Annotated in this window: 17 protein-coding genes; 9 read left to right on the top strand and 8 right to left on the bottom strand. The window is 64.1% G+C overall.

Translation table 11 applies throughout. From position 1 onward, the window contains the following. The first annotated feature begins 11 nt into the window (after window positions 1-11). Complete coding sequence (locus AB7Z56_RS21270) at window positions 12-527, top strand: DUF3828 domain-containing protein (protein WP_063983145.1); 516 nt, start codon at window positions 12-14, stop codon at window positions 525-527. A gap of 11 nt (window positions 528-538) precedes the next feature. Continuing rightward, entirely contained in the window at window positions 539-814 is a 276-nt protein-coding gene (locus tag AB7Z56_RS21265) for a GNAT family N-acetyltransferase (RefSeq protein ID WP_283016583.1), read from the top strand. A 49-nt stretch (window positions 815-863) separates the two neighbouring features. Here AB7Z56_RS21265 and AB7Z56_RS21260 read toward each other — a convergent pair whose 3' ends face one another. Both AB7Z56_RS21260 and AB7Z56_RS21255 read right to left on the bottom strand, forming a co-directional pair. After that, window positions 864-1,262 carry an SPW repeat protein gene (locus AB7Z56_RS21260; RefSeq protein ID WP_063986354.1) on the bottom strand — a complete coding sequence of 133 codons (399 nt, stop codon included), beginning with the start codon at window positions 1,260-1,262 and terminating at the stop codon, window positions 864-866. A gap of 202 nt (window positions 1,263-1,464) precedes the next feature. Further along, window positions 1,465-2,400, bottom strand: coding sequence for a tetratricopeptide repeat protein (locus AB7Z56_RS21255; RefSeq protein ID WP_354123740.1), 936 nt, complete (start codon window positions 2,398-2,400; stop codon window positions 1,465-1,467). A 104-nt stretch (window positions 2,401-2,504) separates the two neighbouring features. Between AB7Z56_RS21255 and AB7Z56_RS21250 the strand changes: the two genes are divergently transcribed. Further along, a complete protein-coding gene (locus AB7Z56_RS21250) occupies window positions 2,505-2,774 on the top strand; it encodes a GNAT family N-acetyltransferase (protein ID WP_028152356.1) in 270 nt (89 codons plus the stop codon). 57 nt (window positions 2,775-2,831) lie between these two features. On the opposite strand, the gene AB7Z56_RS21245 is transcribed toward AB7Z56_RS21250, so the two are convergent. Next, window positions 2,832-3,230 carry a DUF3597 domain-containing protein gene (locus tag AB7Z56_RS21245; RefSeq protein ID WP_028156132.1) on the bottom strand — a complete coding sequence of 133 codons (399 nt, stop codon included), beginning with the start codon at window positions 3,228-3,230 and terminating at the stop codon, window positions 2,832-2,834. A gap of 332 nt (window positions 3,231-3,562) precedes the next feature. On the opposite strand from AB7Z56_RS21245, the gene AB7Z56_RS21240 reads away from it, so the two are divergent. Continuing rightward, the gene (locus tag AB7Z56_RS21240; protein WP_166341915.1) at window positions 3,563-4,471 is read left to right on the top strand and encodes a DUF2189 domain-containing protein; all 909 of its coding nucleotides are present in this window, start codon (window positions 3,563-3,565) and stop codon (window positions 4,469-4,471) included. A gap of 135 nt (window positions 4,472-4,606) precedes the next feature. Further along, window positions 4,607-5,431 carry a lytic murein transglycosylase gene (locus AB7Z56_RS21235; protein WP_354123739.1) on the top strand — a complete coding sequence of 275 codons (825 nt, stop codon included), beginning with the start codon at window positions 4,607-4,609 and terminating at the stop codon, window positions 5,429-5,431. A gap of 60 nt (window positions 5,432-5,491) precedes the next feature. Here the strand turns inward: AB7Z56_RS21235 and AB7Z56_RS21230 are convergent, their stop codons facing one another. Beyond that, window positions 5,492-5,818, bottom strand: coding sequence for a hypothetical protein (locus AB7Z56_RS21230; RefSeq protein ID WP_028152352.1), 327 nt, complete (start codon window positions 5,816-5,818; stop codon window positions 5,492-5,494). 639 nt (window positions 5,819-6,457) lie between these two features. On the opposite strand from AB7Z56_RS21230, the gene AB7Z56_RS21225 reads away from it, so the two are divergent. The 4 genes from AB7Z56_RS21225 to AB7Z56_RS21210 all read left to right on the top strand — a co-directional run bounded on the left by AB7Z56_RS21225 (window position 6,458) and on the right by AB7Z56_RS21210 (window position 9,921). Then, entirely contained in the window at window positions 6,458-6,610 is a 153-nt protein-coding gene (locus AB7Z56_RS21225; RefSeq protein ID WP_007590701.1) for a DUF1127 domain-containing protein, read from the top strand. A 126-nt stretch (window positions 6,611-6,736) separates the two neighbouring features. Continuing rightward, on the top strand, window positions 6,737-8,164 hold the full coding sequence (gene trmFO / locus AB7Z56_RS21220; RefSeq protein WP_063983139.1) for a methylenetetrahydrofolate--tRNA-(uracil(54)-C(5))-methyltransferase (FADH(2)-oxidizing) TrmFO: 1,428 nt from the start codon (window positions 6,737-6,739) through the stop codon (window positions 8,162-8,164). A gap of 7 nt (window positions 8,165-8,171) precedes the next feature. After that, window positions 8,172-9,266 carry an AMP-binding enzyme gene (locus AB7Z56_RS21215; protein WP_283016586.1) on the top strand — a complete coding sequence of 365 codons (1,095 nt, stop codon included), beginning with the start codon at window positions 8,172-8,174 and terminating at the stop codon, window positions 9,264-9,266. 91 nt (window positions 9,267-9,357) lie between these two features. Beyond that, on the top strand, window positions 9,358-9,921 hold the full coding sequence (locus AB7Z56_RS21210; RefSeq protein ID WP_208073856.1) for a CAP domain-containing protein: 564 nt from the start codon (window positions 9,358-9,360) through the stop codon (window positions 9,919-9,921). Window positions 9,922-9,933: 12 nt separating this feature from the next. Here the strand turns inward: AB7Z56_RS21210 and AB7Z56_RS21205 are convergent, their stop codons facing one another. From AB7Z56_RS21205 to AB7Z56_RS21190, 4 genes are all read right to left on the bottom strand, one after another. Then, on the bottom strand, window positions 9,934-10,407 hold the full coding sequence (locus AB7Z56_RS21205) for a VOC family protein (protein ID WP_283016587.1): 474 nt from the start codon (window positions 10,405-10,407) through the stop codon (window positions 9,934-9,936). Window positions 10,408-10,529: 122 nt separating this feature from the next. After that, complete coding sequence (locus tag AB7Z56_RS21200) at window positions 10,530-11,864, bottom strand: MFS transporter (RefSeq protein WP_283016588.1); 1,335 nt, start codon at window positions 11,862-11,864, stop codon at window positions 10,530-10,532. Window positions 11,865-11,903: 39 nt separating this feature from the next. Further along, a complete protein-coding gene (locus AB7Z56_RS21195) occupies window positions 11,904-12,845 on the bottom strand; it encodes a hydroxymethylglutaryl-CoA lyase (protein WP_354131563.1) in 942 nt (313 codons plus the stop codon). Further along, the gene (locus AB7Z56_RS21190; RefSeq protein ID WP_354131564.1) at window positions 12,842-14,035 is read right to left on the bottom strand and encodes a CaiB/BaiF CoA transferase family protein; all 1,194 of its coding nucleotides are present in this window, start codon (window positions 14,033-14,035) and stop codon (window positions 12,842-12,844) included. Before AB7Z56_RS21190 ends, AB7Z56_RS21195 begins: the two co-directional genes overlap by 4 nt. Window positions 14,036-14,096 lie beyond the last annotated feature (61 nt).

Raw genomic sequence — 14,096 nt, 5'->3', positions numbered from 1 at the left:
AGGGACATTTCATGCTCACCCGTCGGACCTTCGTCGCCGCCTCTCTGCTTGCCACCGCCTCCCCGGCATTCGCCGTGATGCCTGCCTCCAGCGACCCCGTCGCGATCCTGACCGCCATCTACACGCGCGTAGCCAAGGGCAAAGGCGATAGCGGCGGCGCCTTCGTCATCGAGAACAAGGCGGCCAAAACAAAATATCTCTCGAGGGCGCTGGTCGCGCTGTGGGCCAGGGCGGATGCGCATACGCCGAAGGGCGACGTTGGTCCGGTCGATTTCGATCCTGTCACCAACTCGCAGGAACCGGACGTGAAATCCTTCAAGGTTGACGCAGAGAAGATGGAGGCCGACAAGGCGACGATCGCGGTGACCATCACCGGCCACCGCAACGACCGCAAACCCGCCGACCAGATCGTGCGTTATGACTTCGTGCGCGAGGCCAACAGCTGGCGGATCGACGACATCAAGGGCTCGTCCGACGGCGAGGCCTGGTCGATCCGCAAGATGCTGGCGGACTCGTTGAAGACCTGACGGGAGACACCATGAGCGACGTCGTCGATAACAAGGCCGGTCATCGCTTCGAGCTGGAGGTGGAGGGCCATCTCGCGACTGAACACTACAAGCTCGACGGCAACGTCATCACCTTCGAGCATACCGACGTGCCGAAGGAGCTCGGTGGCAAGGGCGTCGGCTCGAAGCTGGTGCAAGGCGCGCTCGACCAAGTCCGCGCGGCCGGCTTGAAACTGATCCCGCAATGTCCGTTCGTGAAGGCGTGGATCGAGAAACATCCGGAGTATGCGGATTTGGTGAAGAGCTAAGCGAGCGCAGGCCCGCCGAGCGCGCGGCGGGCCTGCTCAAATCTACCGCCTATTGCCCATGCTTCAGCATATCCTGGTCACTCAGATCCCAGTCCTGCCACAGCTGGAGCACGCCGAGGATCACCGCCACCGCTCCCAGACTCGTATGGTAGATCCGGAGAAAACCTTCGCCGGAATAGCCGAACACATAGGGCGAGACGATGAGCCAGAGCCCGACCAGGATCGTCGCCACCTCCTGCCAGCGCTGCAACGCGACATATTCGAGCTGGCTCAGGCCAAATACGACGAGGCCGATTGCGACCGTGTTCAGGATCATCGTCTGGCGTTCGACGATCGGCGAGTGATCCTGGATGGGGAACCACGGCGATGCGACAATCAGCGCGCCGAGCAGCATCCCGCACCAATCTTCCCATGTTCGATGAGTCTTGATGAAACTAAAGTCCGACATCGTATCCTCCTCCAAAAGAGGCATACGTCAGCGGCTGGCGATCATGACACTCCGAATGTCTAGCGACCGTGCCGGCCGCATTCGGGCGTATGTCCTGTAACGAGACGTGGGGAACCGGGTGCACGATTGCAAGACGGACTGATGTTTTTTGCCAGCGAGGCGGCGTTAGCGAATTATGGCTCACGCGTTGATCGAACGCTCGCTACAGAGCCCCAAGCTTCTGCAGTGCATCATGGGCGGACGGCAAGCCTGGACGCAATTCCAGCGCCTTCCGGAAATCGGCAATCGCGCCCTGCCTGTCGCCGAGGCGCAGCCTGGCCTGGCCGCGGTTGTTCCAGGAGAACACGTCGGAGGGATCGTATTGCAGCGCCTTGTCGTAGTCGGCGAGGCCGCCCTTGTTGTCGCCCCGATAGAGCCGGATCATGCCGCGATTGCGCCAGCCGCGTGCGTCGGTCGGCGCGACGCGGATCGCCTCGCCGTAGTCGGCGGCGGCCCGATCGAGCTGCTCGCTGTCGCGGTAGACGTTGCCGCGGTCGATATAGGCAATCAGATCCGGTGCCAGCTTGATCCGCATGCTGTAGTCGGCGAGCGCGTGCGCCGCGTCGTGCTTGCGAGCATAGACGAAGCCGCGGTTGGCGTAGGCGGTGACACAGTTGGGATCGCGCTCGATCGCCGCGTCGAAATCGGCAATGGCGCCGTCGAGGTCGCCCTTGTTGAAACGGGCCTCGCCGCGGTTGCTATAGGCCAGCGCCAGCGACGGATCGAGCTTGATGGCCTGGTCGTATTCGGCGATGGCACGATCATAGTCGCGCTTGAAGCTGTAGACGCGGCCGCGATTGTTGTAGGCGCAGGCATAGCCGGGATCGAGCCGGACCGCCTCGTCGAGATCGGACAACGCGGCGTCGAGTTCGCGTTTCTCGGTGAGCCCATGGCCGCGATTGCAATAAGCGCCGGCGAGCCTCTGCCCGCCCTCGCTCCTGGTATCGATCACGGTCGAGCAGGCCTTGATGCGCTCGTCCGGCGTACTGGCCAGCCCGACGCAGGCCTCCCAGGCCGGACCGCCTTCGGCCGCAGCCGGCACCGGCGCGGTCGAGACGAGCGCCGCAAGCAGCGCCACGAGGCTGAGCGGGACACGCATTTTCCGGATATCTCCCCTGCGGCAACCTCCCTTGGTCGCACCTTGGCAAGGGCCGGTTCAGGCGCCTAGATCAGGGAACACGCAGCGCTTCGAAGGGATCTGGCATGGCGGTACGGGACAACAAGGACAGGAGTCGCTTCGAGCTCGATGCGGGCAACGAAATCGCCTTCGCCAATTACCGGCTGACGCCGTCGGCCGTGATCATCACCCATACCGAGACGCCGCGCGCGCTACGCGGCCGCGGCATTGCGTCCGAGCTGATCAAGGGTGCGCTGGACTTGATCCGCCGCGACGGCAAGAAGGTGATCGCCGGCTGTGGCTTCGTCGTCGACTATCTCGACAGGCATCCGGAGGAAGCAGACCTCGTCGCCTGAATGCAAAAGGGGCCCGCGAGATCGCGGGCCCCTTTTGGCTTACGACCGAGCAATCGGTCAGTGCTTGATCTCCGGCGGCAGCTTGCCGCCATTGGCGGCCAGCTTGGACATCACCTGCTTGTGCAGCCAGACGTTCATGCTCGCCGAGTCGTTCATGTCACCGCTGTAGCCGAGCTCCTTGGCGAGGTCCTTACGCGCGGCAAGGCTGGAGTCGATGTCGAGCGCCTTCATGAGGTCGACGATCGAGGTGCGCCATTCCAGCTTCTCCTTCTGGGCAGCGACCAGCTTGTCGACGATGGCCGCAACGTCCACGGTTGCCATCGGCGCGGCAGCAGGCGCCGATCCGCCCGGCGCGGCGCTGGCGGGTGCGCTACCCGAGGGTGCGCCACCTGCGGGCGCGGCGGAAGCCGGATGGCTGCCGAAGATCGCGCCCATGATTTTCCCGAAAATGCTCATGTCTTCTCCCCGAAAAGGATCCGTTGGAAGGGCCTTGAGTGGCACTTATAAACGAAGTTACTGCGTTACGCCCGCGAAGTTCTGCGAACCGACAACCAGCATCAGCTTATCTGCGGCGAAATGACGACCGAATGACATCGTTGAGGTTGCGGTGCGGCATCGAATCTCAACCAAGCGTGTGGGACAGGACTCGGAAATGGGCGTACGCTCCACTTTCAGTTCGCGATGACGTCCGGAATTCGCGTCTGGCCGGAATCGCGAAACTCAGAAAAGCGGCCGCTTGCGCCGTTGCCGGCGCCGAATTCGGCTGCATGGCAAGGGAGCTAGCGACCATGGCCACACTCTACCCGGGCAATGTCCCCACTGTGGCCCAGCCCGCGGATGCGGCTGGACCGGTGATCCGAACCATCCAACTGTCCGATCTGCACGACGCGCTCAGGCGCGGCTGGGAAGATTTCAAGGCGGTGCCGAGCCACGCCATCATCCTCTGCGTGATCTATCCGGTGCTGGGCCTCGTGCTCGCCCGCGCGGTGATGGGCTATTCGGTGCTGCCGCTGTTGTTCCCACTGGCCGCAGGCTTCGCGCTGATCGGCCCGTTCGCCGCGCTCGGTCTCTATGAGCTCTCCAGCCGGCGCGAACGTTATGAGGAGGCCAGCGCCTGGAATGCCATGGAGGTGCTGCGCTCGCCTTCGTTCGGCGCCATGCTCGGTCTCGGCACGCTGCTGCTCGCTCTGTTCGTGACCTGGGTTGCGACCGCTCAGGCGATCTATGTCGCGGCGTTCGGCTATGAGGGCGCGACCGGTATCTCTGATTTCATGACGCGCGTTCTGACGACCCAGCAAGGCTGGTGGCTGATCGTGGTCGGCTGCGGCACCGGCTTCCTGTTTGCGCTTGCCGCGCTCTGCATCAGCGCCGTGTCGTTCCCCTTGATGCTCGACCGCCATGCCGGCGCGTTCGAGGCCATGGTGACGTCCCTGCGCGTCGTCGCCAAGAACCCGGTGCCGATGGCGGCCTGGGGCCTGATCGTGGCGGTGCTGCTGGCGCTCGGTACGATTCCGGCGTTCCTTGGCCTTGCCGTGGTGATCCCCCTGCTCGGCCACGCCACCTGGCACCTCTACCGCAAGGTGATCGTCTCGGAGCCCGGCGCACGCCCGGTGCCGCCCCCGCCGCATCGCCCGCGCAAGCCGGCCGCCGACTTCCCCGCCAACCTCTTCCCCTGGCGGAATCGGACGGACGCCTGACGATATCGTGACATGCGATCCTGCCCGGGCTCAGCTCGGGCAGGATTGCGCGCTGTCATACGCCTTGCTTTGGCCGCGGTTACAATCGAAATTGCGCCCGCCGGTCAGATCACTTCACGGAATCCATTTCATCTGATGACCCCGACGATTTCTCGTCTCGCTCTCGCAGCCCTCGCCCTCTCCGCGTCAATCCTAACCGCCCAGCCAGCCCTCGCCGCTGTTGCCTGCGGCTCAGGCAATTTCGACGCCTGGCTCGCGGACTTCAAAGCCGACGCCACGGCCAAGGGCGTCTCGCAGCAGGCCGTTGCCGCCGGGCTTGCCGGCGTGACGCTCGATCAGAGCGTGCTCAACCGGGACCGCTCGCAAAAAGTCTTCACCCAGACCTTCGAGGAGTTCTCCGGCCGCATGGTGCCGCCGCGCATGCAGCGCGGCTCCAACATGATGAAGCAGTACGGCTCGGTGCTGTCCCGCATCGAACAGACTTATGGCGTGCCCGGCGAGGTGCTGGTCGCGATCTGGGGTCTCGAGACCGATTTCGGCGTCAACACCGGCAAGTTCGCAACCATCCGCTCGCTGGCAACGCTGGCCTATGATTGCCGTCGCTCCGACCAGTTTCGTGCCGAGCTGCTGGATGCGCTGCGCATCGTCCAGCGCGGCGACCTCGCCCCCGCCGACATGAAGGGCGCATGGGCCGGCGAGCTCGGTCAGACCCAGTTCATGCCGTCGTCCTGGATGAAATACGCTGTCGATTTCGACGGCAATGGCAAGCGCGACCTCTTGCACAACGCGCCCGACGTGCTCGCCTCCACCGCCAATTATCTCGCGGGCTACGGCTGGCAGCGCGGCAAGGACTGGCAGCCGGGCAGTCCGAATTTTGCGGTATTGCAGCAATGGAATAAGAGCGAAGTCTACTCCAAGACCGTCGCCTATTTCGCGACCCAGCTCGCACGCGCCCCTTAAATAGCGCCCGACAGGACGCGTAGGGCCGATCGCCCGGCGATCGGCCCTCTCTTGGTGCGCTTACTTCCCCATGGTGGCGTTCATCGCCTTGTTCAGGTGCGCGCCGCACACACCCATTTTGCCGTTGAGCAGCGCGTCCTGCGCAGCCGCGATCTCCTTCTGCGCCACGAACTTGCTGTCGCCGTCGGCCATGTTCTCGATCGCAGTCTCCGTCTTCTCCAGATTGGCCGAGCTGCAGCCGCCCATAGCGTGCTTGGCAGCCTGGGCCGGCGCGACGGCGAACGCGACGGCGGCAATTGCGATAACCCCGAGTAACTTCGTCATGATGTTACTTTCCTTCTCTTGTTCTTGTGACAGAACCAGCGACATTGCCAGAATCTGCGACATGACTTTCCTCCGGGCGCGGCAACTTGCCGCAATAAATTTCTCGCGAGAATTGCGTGATGTTGCGCGCGGCGCAGAGGCACCATGCGAAATTTCTGATTTTCATTACACCCTTGTAATGAACGCCACACGTTCGGCGTGTGTGCACCGCACCAAGGAGGCGGCTGCGGTCTGAAACGAGGCAGGGTGAGTTTCGACAGGCTCCATGGCCGGTGCCTGGTGATCCGCCAGCCCTGAGCGAGTCGGATCGGCGGGATCCGGTCGCGTGGCATCTCTCATATGAATGAATTTATATTCATCTCTATAGTTCCGCTATCATGCGATTCGCGCATGCGAGACTTGGGCGCAGGCGCTGACTGATCGCCTTGAGAACAGTTGGAACCCTACCTATTTCCATTTCACCGGTAACGAGAGTGGGCGCAGTAAACCCGTGAATTCACGGTGATTTATGGCAAAGCATTCCCTATTTCGCCTACCCTTTAGGCGAGAGTGCTCCCGGGTTAATCGTCCGTTACCACCGCTATGCACCTCGCGCTTAGCTGCATCGCAACATCGGAACTTTCGCACTGCACCACTCTCACCTATATTCATTTCAACGATGAGGCCCGGGCAAGGGCTGAATCGAACTACAGGAGACTACCAATGCTGCTCTCGCTCATCCGCATGATCCAGGCTTTCCGGGACTATCAGCGCAATGTTGCCGAGCTGTCCCAGCTCAGCGATCGCGAACTGGCCGACATCGGCCTCGATCGCTCGGACATCCCGCGCGTTGCCGCCGGTCAGTATCAGGGCTGATTTCGTTCAGCCCTTCACCGGACGAACCGATAGCGCCCGCCTCGTGCGGGCGTTGTCGTTTCTGATGGCAGAAAACTCCATCTCGGCGATTCCACTGACCGCCGAAAAGCGCTACCTGTCCGCCCCATGACAGGACCCCAATCCAACATTGTGCACGTGATCGGCGCTGGCCTTGCCGGTTCCGAAGCTGCCTGGCAGGTCGCCAAATCCGGCGTACCCGTGGTGCTGCACGAGATGCGGCCGGACCGCATGACCGAGGCGCACCGCACCGATGGGCTCGCCGAGCTCGTCTGCTCCAATTCGTTCCGCTCGGACGACGCCGCCAACAACGCCGTCGGCCTGCTGCACGCTGAAATGCGCCGGCTCGGCTCGCTGATCATGCGCGCGGCCGACGCCAACCAGGTGCCCGCCGGCGGCGCGCTCGCGGTCGACCGCGACGGCTTCTCGGCGGCCGTCACCAAGGCGCTCAACGACCACCCCCTGATCGAGATCGCCCGTGGCGAGGTTTCCGGCCTGCCGCCGGCCGATTGGAGCAACGTGATCGTGGCGACCGGCCCCCTCACCTCCGCCCCGCTGGCCGACGCGATCCGCGAATTGACCGACGAGAACGCGCTCGCTTTCTTCGACGCGATCGCGCCGATCGTGCATCGCGAGTCCATCGACATGTCAGTGGCCTGGTTCCAGTCGCGCTATGACAAGGTCGGTCCCGGCGGCACCGGCGCCGACTACATCAACTGCCCCATGACGAAGGAGCAGTATGACGGCTTCGTCGCCGCGCTGATCGCGGGCGAGAAGACCGAGTTCAAGGAATGGGAGACCAACACGCCCTATTTCGACGGCTGCCTGCCGATCGAGGTGATGGCCGAGCGCGGCCCCGAGACGTTGCGTCACGGCCCGATGAAGCCGGTCGGCCTCACCAACCCGCACGATCCCACCACGAAGGCCTACGCGATCGTGCAGCTGCGCCAGGACAACAAGCTCGGCACGCTCTACAACATCGTCGGATTCCAGACGAAGCTGAAATACGGCGAGCAGCAGCGCATCTTCCGCAGCATTCCGGGGCTGGAGAAGGCCGAATTCGCCCGCCTCGGCGGCCTGCATCGCAACACCTTCCTCAATTCGCCAAAGCTGCTCGACGGCCAGCTGCGCCTGCGCGCGCAGCCGCGGCTGCGCTTTGCCGGTCAGATGACCGGCTGCGAGGGCTATGTGGAATCCGCCAGCGTCGGCCTGATCGCCGGTCTCTATGCGGCAGCGGATGCGCGCGGCGAAACGCTGGCGAGCCCGCCTGCTACGACGGCACTGGGATCGCTGCTCGGTCACATCACCGGCGGCCATATCGAGACCATCGAGCCCGGTACGCGCTCGTTCCAGCCGATGAACATCAATTTCGGCCTGTTCCCGCCGCTCGCGAGCGCGCCGACGAAGAAGCCCGACGGCACGCGCCTGCGCGGCAACGAGAAGACGGTGGCCAAGAAGCAGGCGATGAGCGCATTGGCGCTCGCCGATCTCGATCGCTGGATCGCCGATCATTTGCGCATCGCCGCAGCCGCGTGAGTTATCGATGAGTCTTCCCAAAGACGACGCCGCGACACTATCGGCGCTCTGGACCGAGGGCGTGCTGCTCAAGCGCGACGTGTTCTCGACCGTCGAGCGTGGCCGCTTCCGCGGCGATAGCGGCGAGGTCGACGCCGTGCTGCGCCGGCTCGACGAGGTGCCGTGGTGGTCATTCCTCCTGGCCCGTCATCTGTTCGCGCGCGAGAAACACGCACTCGTTCTTGCAAAAGGCCTGAACGTCGGCCCCGAGCTGCTGTGGGCCGGACGCCGCGCCCTGGTACGCGGCTTTGTCGACGGCGTTGCCCTGCATCTGGCCAAGCCGCATGGCGACCTCGCCTATTTCCGCTCGGCCAAGGCGGCGCTACGCCGGCTGCGCCGCGCCGGCATCTGCCACAACGATCTCGCCAAGGAGCAGAACTGGCTGGTCGGCCGCGACGGCCGCGCCTACGTGACCGACTTCCAGCTCGCGGCCTGCTTCAACCGACGTGGCCGGCTCTACCGCATCCTCGCCTACGAGGACCTGCGGCATCTGCTCAAGCACAAGCGTTCCTATGCACCCGAGGCGCTGACGCCGCGCGAGCGAAAGATCCTGGCGAAGAAATCATTCGCCGCCAGCCTGTGGCTCGCGACCGGCAAGAAGGTCTATCGCGCGATCACGCGCGGCCTGTTCAACTTCACCGACCGCGAGGGCGGCGGCCGCCGGCTGGTCAACGACGCGCCGGTGCTGGCCGAGCTGATCCGCAAGAACCCGGCCGTGCGCGACACCGCCATCGTCGCCTTCGCCGACCGCCGCTCCGGCGTCGGGCTCTATGCCTTCGTCGAGGCCGATCAGGCCACGCTTGAAGGCGAGCTTCGCAGCGAGCTTTCGGCCGCCAAAGGTCCCAAGCCGCCGGAGCACATCCAGGTCGTACACGCGCTGCCCCGCGATACCAGCGGCAAGCCGCGGACCGAGATCCTGCAACTGGTCGCCATGAACCAGCTCGACCTGATCGAGCCGATGATGAAGAACGACCAGGACCGCGCCTTCCTCAAGGACATCCTGGAACAGCGGAAGAACCTGCGGGACCGTTTCAACTTCGAGGCCGACCTGCCGGCGAGCTGACGGGCTGCGCGCGCCTTGAAGCGTCCACATTGGCGATAGAGAAGCGATCGGATCATTCGGGCGGCGGGTCATGGGCATTCGGGGGATGATGATGCATCGTGTGGTTGGCAGCGTGATCGCTGGCCTTCTGCTGCTCGCGGCCGCGCCCGCGATGGCCGACTCCCCGGCCGAGCTGATCTCCAGCTTTCGCCTTAAGAACGGTGAAGTCCGCGTCGTCCGCGATTCGATCCTCGACCGCATCGCCATGGACCAGGCCCGCGCGATGGCGGCGAAGGACGACCTCAGCCACGACGCGCTCGGCCCGTTCAACCGGCGCGTCGCACCGGCCGGCGCGGGCCGCGCGGCCGAGAACATCGCCTACGGCTACGACAATTTCGAGAAGACGCTGGGACAGTGGATCGACTCGTCCGGGCATCGCAAGAACCTGCTGCTGCACAACGCCTCCCGCGTCGGCATCGCAAGCGCCAAGAATGCCAGCGGCAAGCGAACCTATTGGGCCATGGTGATCGCGGGCGACTACGAGCCGAAGGGCAAGGGCAAAGGTAAAGGCAAGAAGGACGAGGAGCCGCTGGTTGCCGTGAAGCGCGAGGCCGCGCCCGCCAGCAAACCGAAATCCAGCGGCTGCCACGTCAAGCTGCTCGGCCTCTGTATCTGAGACGAGATAATTTCAGCCGTGGCGCGCGGCCTCGATCGCGGCGACATCGATCTTCGTCATGCCCATCATCGCATCGAAGGCGCGCTTCGCCTCGGCACCGCCGGCCGCCAGTGCCTCGGTCAACACCCGCGGCGTGATCTGCCAGGAGAGGCCCCATCTGTCCTTGCACCAGCCGCAGGCGCTCTCCTGCCCGCCATTGCCGATGATGGCGTTCCAGTAGCGGTCGGTCTCCTCCTGATCGTCGGTGGCGATCTGGAACGAGAAAGCCTCGTTGTGCTTGAAAATCGGACCGCCGTTGAGGCCGAGACAGGCAACGCCGGCAACCGTGAACTCGACGGTCAGCACATCGCCCGCCCTGCCGGAGGGGTAATCGCTGGGCGCGCGGTGGATGGCGCTCACTGCGCTGTCGGGGAACGTCTCGGCATAGAAGCGGGCGGCCGCCTCGGCGTCCTTGTCGTACCAGAGGCAAATCGTGTTCTTCGCCATTGCGCGTCCCCTTCGGTTCCAGGCCATCACACCGCCATCCATTGAGAATGGACGGCGGTGCGATGTCTTTCGCCTAGATACCCTCTTGAATGCGCCTCACCAAGGCGCGCCAATGCCGCGGCCTATGCGACCCGGGGTTCCGCCACGTCCCTGGCTTTCAGGTCTCGCGGAAGCACCGTCAGCAGCAGCAACGCACAGAGCACGCACAAGCCGCCAATGACATAGAGCGCGGGTGTCGTGCTGCCGGTCACATCCTTGACCGAGCCAACCATGACCGGGCTGACGATGCCGCCGACCTGCCCCAGCGTGTTGATGAGCGCGATCCCGCTCGCCGCCCCCGCACCGGTGAGAATTTTCGGAGGCAGCGTCCAGAATGTCGGAATGGCCGCGACAACACCGGCGCCGAGAATGGCAAGCGCGCCAACCAGCGTGACGACGTTCCTGTCGAATACACCGGACGCGAAGAAGCCCACGGCCGCGGTCAGAATCAAGGCTGCGACAAATTTCGGGCGCTCGCCCGATGCATCCGACAATCGGCCTACGACGATCATGCAGATGGCGCCGCAGATATAGGGTACGGCGGTCAGGAAGCCGATCGCGGCTGCACTGCCTCCGCCGGCCGCCTTGATCAGGTCGGGCGCCCAGAAATTGAGGCCGTAGGAGGCGATCTGGATCAGGAAGTAGATGAATCCGAGCAGCAGCACGCCGGGCATGAGCAGCGAGCGCCACGCCGAATGCTCGCCGATCTCGGTCTTCTGGCGGTCCAGCTGAACCGAGATCAACCGGCGCTCGTCGTCGCTCAACCATTCGGCCTGCTCGATCCCGTCGTCGAAGCGCAGCAGCACGACGAAGCCCAGCGCAACGCAGGGAATGCCGCCGGCCAGAAACAGCCATTGCCAACCGGCCAGACCGTGCAGCCCGTTCAGGTAGTTGAGGATGAGACCCGAGATCGGTGCGCCGATGATCCCCGAGAATGCAGTGGCGAGAAAAAACACGGACGTCATGCGGCCGCGATGCGATTTTGGAAACCAGAGTGTCAGGTAATAGAGAATGCCGGGCGCAAATCCCGCCTCCATGGCGCCGATCACGAAGCGCAGCGCATAGAACTGCCACTCGCTATGAACGAAGACCATCGCTGCCGTCGCCAGCCCCCAGGAAATCATGATGCGGGCGATCCAGCGCCGCGCGCCGAAGCGGTAGAGCAGCATGTTGCTCGGCACTTCCAGCAGGACGTAACCAACGACGAACAGGCTGGCGCCAAATCCGTAGGCTGTGTTGCTGAGGCCGAGATCGGCCTGGAGCGCAGCCTTGGCGAAGCTGATGTTGACGCGGTCGAAGAACGCAAAGAAGTAGCAGACGATGATCAGCGGCATCAGCCGCCACGCAATCTTCTTGATAACCTGATGCTCTGTGAGTCCAGTATCGAGGTCGGCAGTCGCCGCCGTGGCAATCGTCATGGTTTCCTCCAATGTGTTTTGAATTTTGATCGTGGTCGCTCAGCCCGAGCGTCGCAGCCGCTCGGGTATGGGATGCAGATCGAGGGGACGGCCGGCCTTGGCGACCTGCCCCGGCACCTCGTGTCCGACCAGTCCAGGCAATCGGAACGAGAGATCGATCAAGCGCTGCAGATCGAGACCGGTTCGCAGGCCCGTCTCGTGGCAGAGATTGACGAGGTCTTCGGTACAGACATTGCCGGTGGCGCCCGGCGCAAATGGACATCCGCCGAGGCCGCCCAGCGCGGCGTCAAAGCGGCGCGCGCCGGTGTCATAGGCCGCGAGGACGTTAACCAGCCCAAGACCGCGCGTGTTGTGGAAGTGAAGCGTGAGCATGTCCGCATGGACCAGCATCAAGACCTCGGCAACCAGCTGCGAAACCTGCTTGGGATTGGCCATGCCCGTGGTATCGGCGAGCGTGACGCCGTCGACCCCGAGATCGAGATAGCGCTTGACGATATCGAGCACCTTCTCGAGAGGCTGCAGGCCTTCGAACGGACAGCCGAACGCGGTCGCAACCGTCGCGTTGACCAACGCGCCGCCTGCATGGGCCGGCTTCACGATCTCGCCGAGCGACGCCAGCGACACCGCATGCGTCATGTTCATGTTCGCGCGGTTGTGCGTTTCACTCGCCGACATCACGAAATTGAGCTCGTCGGCGCGTGCGGCCAGCGCCAGCTCGGCGCCCTTCCGGTTCGGGATCAGCGCCGCATAGATCGTACCGGGCCGCCGCTCGATGCCAGCGAAGACGTCCGCGGCGTCGCGCAGCGACGGCACGGCCGCCGCTGACACGAACGACGAGACCTCAATGCGACTGAAGCCGATCGCAGAGAGCGAATTGATCAGCCGGATTTTTTCGCTGGTTTCGACCAATTTCGCTTCGATCTGAAGGCCGTCGCGCGGAGCGACCTCCTGGATCAGGATGTCCGGTGGCGTTGCCGTCATTGCACCGCTCCGCTGCGGCGCAGCTGCGCGATATCGCCTGCCTGCAAGCCGAGGCCCGCGAGCACCTCGTCGGTATGCTGTCCCAGCGTGGGGCCAGGCCATTTGACTACGCCCGGGGTGTCGGAGAGCTTCGGCGCGATGCCCGGCATCTTTACGGTGACGTCGCCCGGCAGCTCGGTCGACAGGATCATGTCGCGGGCGGCGTAATGGGGGTCCTCGACGATGTCCGCGACAGAATAGATCCGGCCTGCAGGAACATCCGCCGCATCGAGACGTGCGAGGATCTCGTCCATCGTTCGCTCCGAGGTCCATGCCGCGATGGCAGCATCGAGCAAGTCGTTGCCGCGGACACGTCCGTCATTGCTGGCAAGGGCCGGATCGTCGGCAAGGTCCGGACGCCCGATGACCAGCATCAAGCGCTTGAAGATCGCGTCGCTGTTGCCGGCGATCACGACATGGCGCCCGTCGGAGCTGGGATATGTATTGGATGGACTGATGCCCGGCAGGGCGCCGCCGGTGCGGGTCCTGACATGACCCATGAGGTCATATTCGGGGACGAGACTCTCCATCAGGTTGAACACGCTCTCGTAGAGCGAGACGTCGACCACCTGCCCTCGCCCCTGCCCTGTCTTGACTCGGAGCAGCGACATCAGCGCGCCGATCACGCCATGAAGCGACGCAAGGCTGTCGCCGATACTGATGCCGACCCGGGCCGGCGGGCTGTCGGGATCGCCGGTGGTGAAGCGCAGCCCGCCCATGGCCTCGCCGATCGCGCCGAACCCGGAGCGATCGCGGTAAGGGCCGGTCTGCCCGTAGCCGGAGATGCGGACCAGTGTCAGGTCCGGATTGAGCTTTGAGAGCACGTCCCAGCCGAGGCCGAGTTTCTCGAGGCTCCCTGGCTTGAAATTCTCGATCACGACGTCGGCTTGCGCGGCCAGCCGAAGCGCCACGTCCCGCCCGTCAGGCGATTTCAGATCGATCGCGATCGACTTCTTGTTGCGGGATTGCAGGTACCACCAGAGCGAGGTGCCCTGATGCAGCTTACGCCATCTGCGCAACGGATCCCCGCTGCCCGGCTGTTCGATCTTGATGACTTCGGCGCCGAACTCAGCAAAGAGCCGCGCGGCAAATGGTGCCGCGATCAAAGTTCCGAGTTCGACGACTCGTATTCCGGATAATGGTCCGTCCACGTCTGGCGCTCCTCGATCGTCTTTGATCGTGGTGTCGCCGAGCGCAGGGCCCTAAGTCCAA

This window comes from Bradyrhizobium sp. 482_C4_N1_8, from assembly GCF_052075965.1.
GTDB lineage: Bacteria > Pseudomonadota > Alphaproteobacteria > Rhizobiales > Xanthobacteraceae > Bradyrhizobium > Bradyrhizobium barranii.
This window is presented reverse-complemented; position numbering and strand designations above follow the sequence as displayed.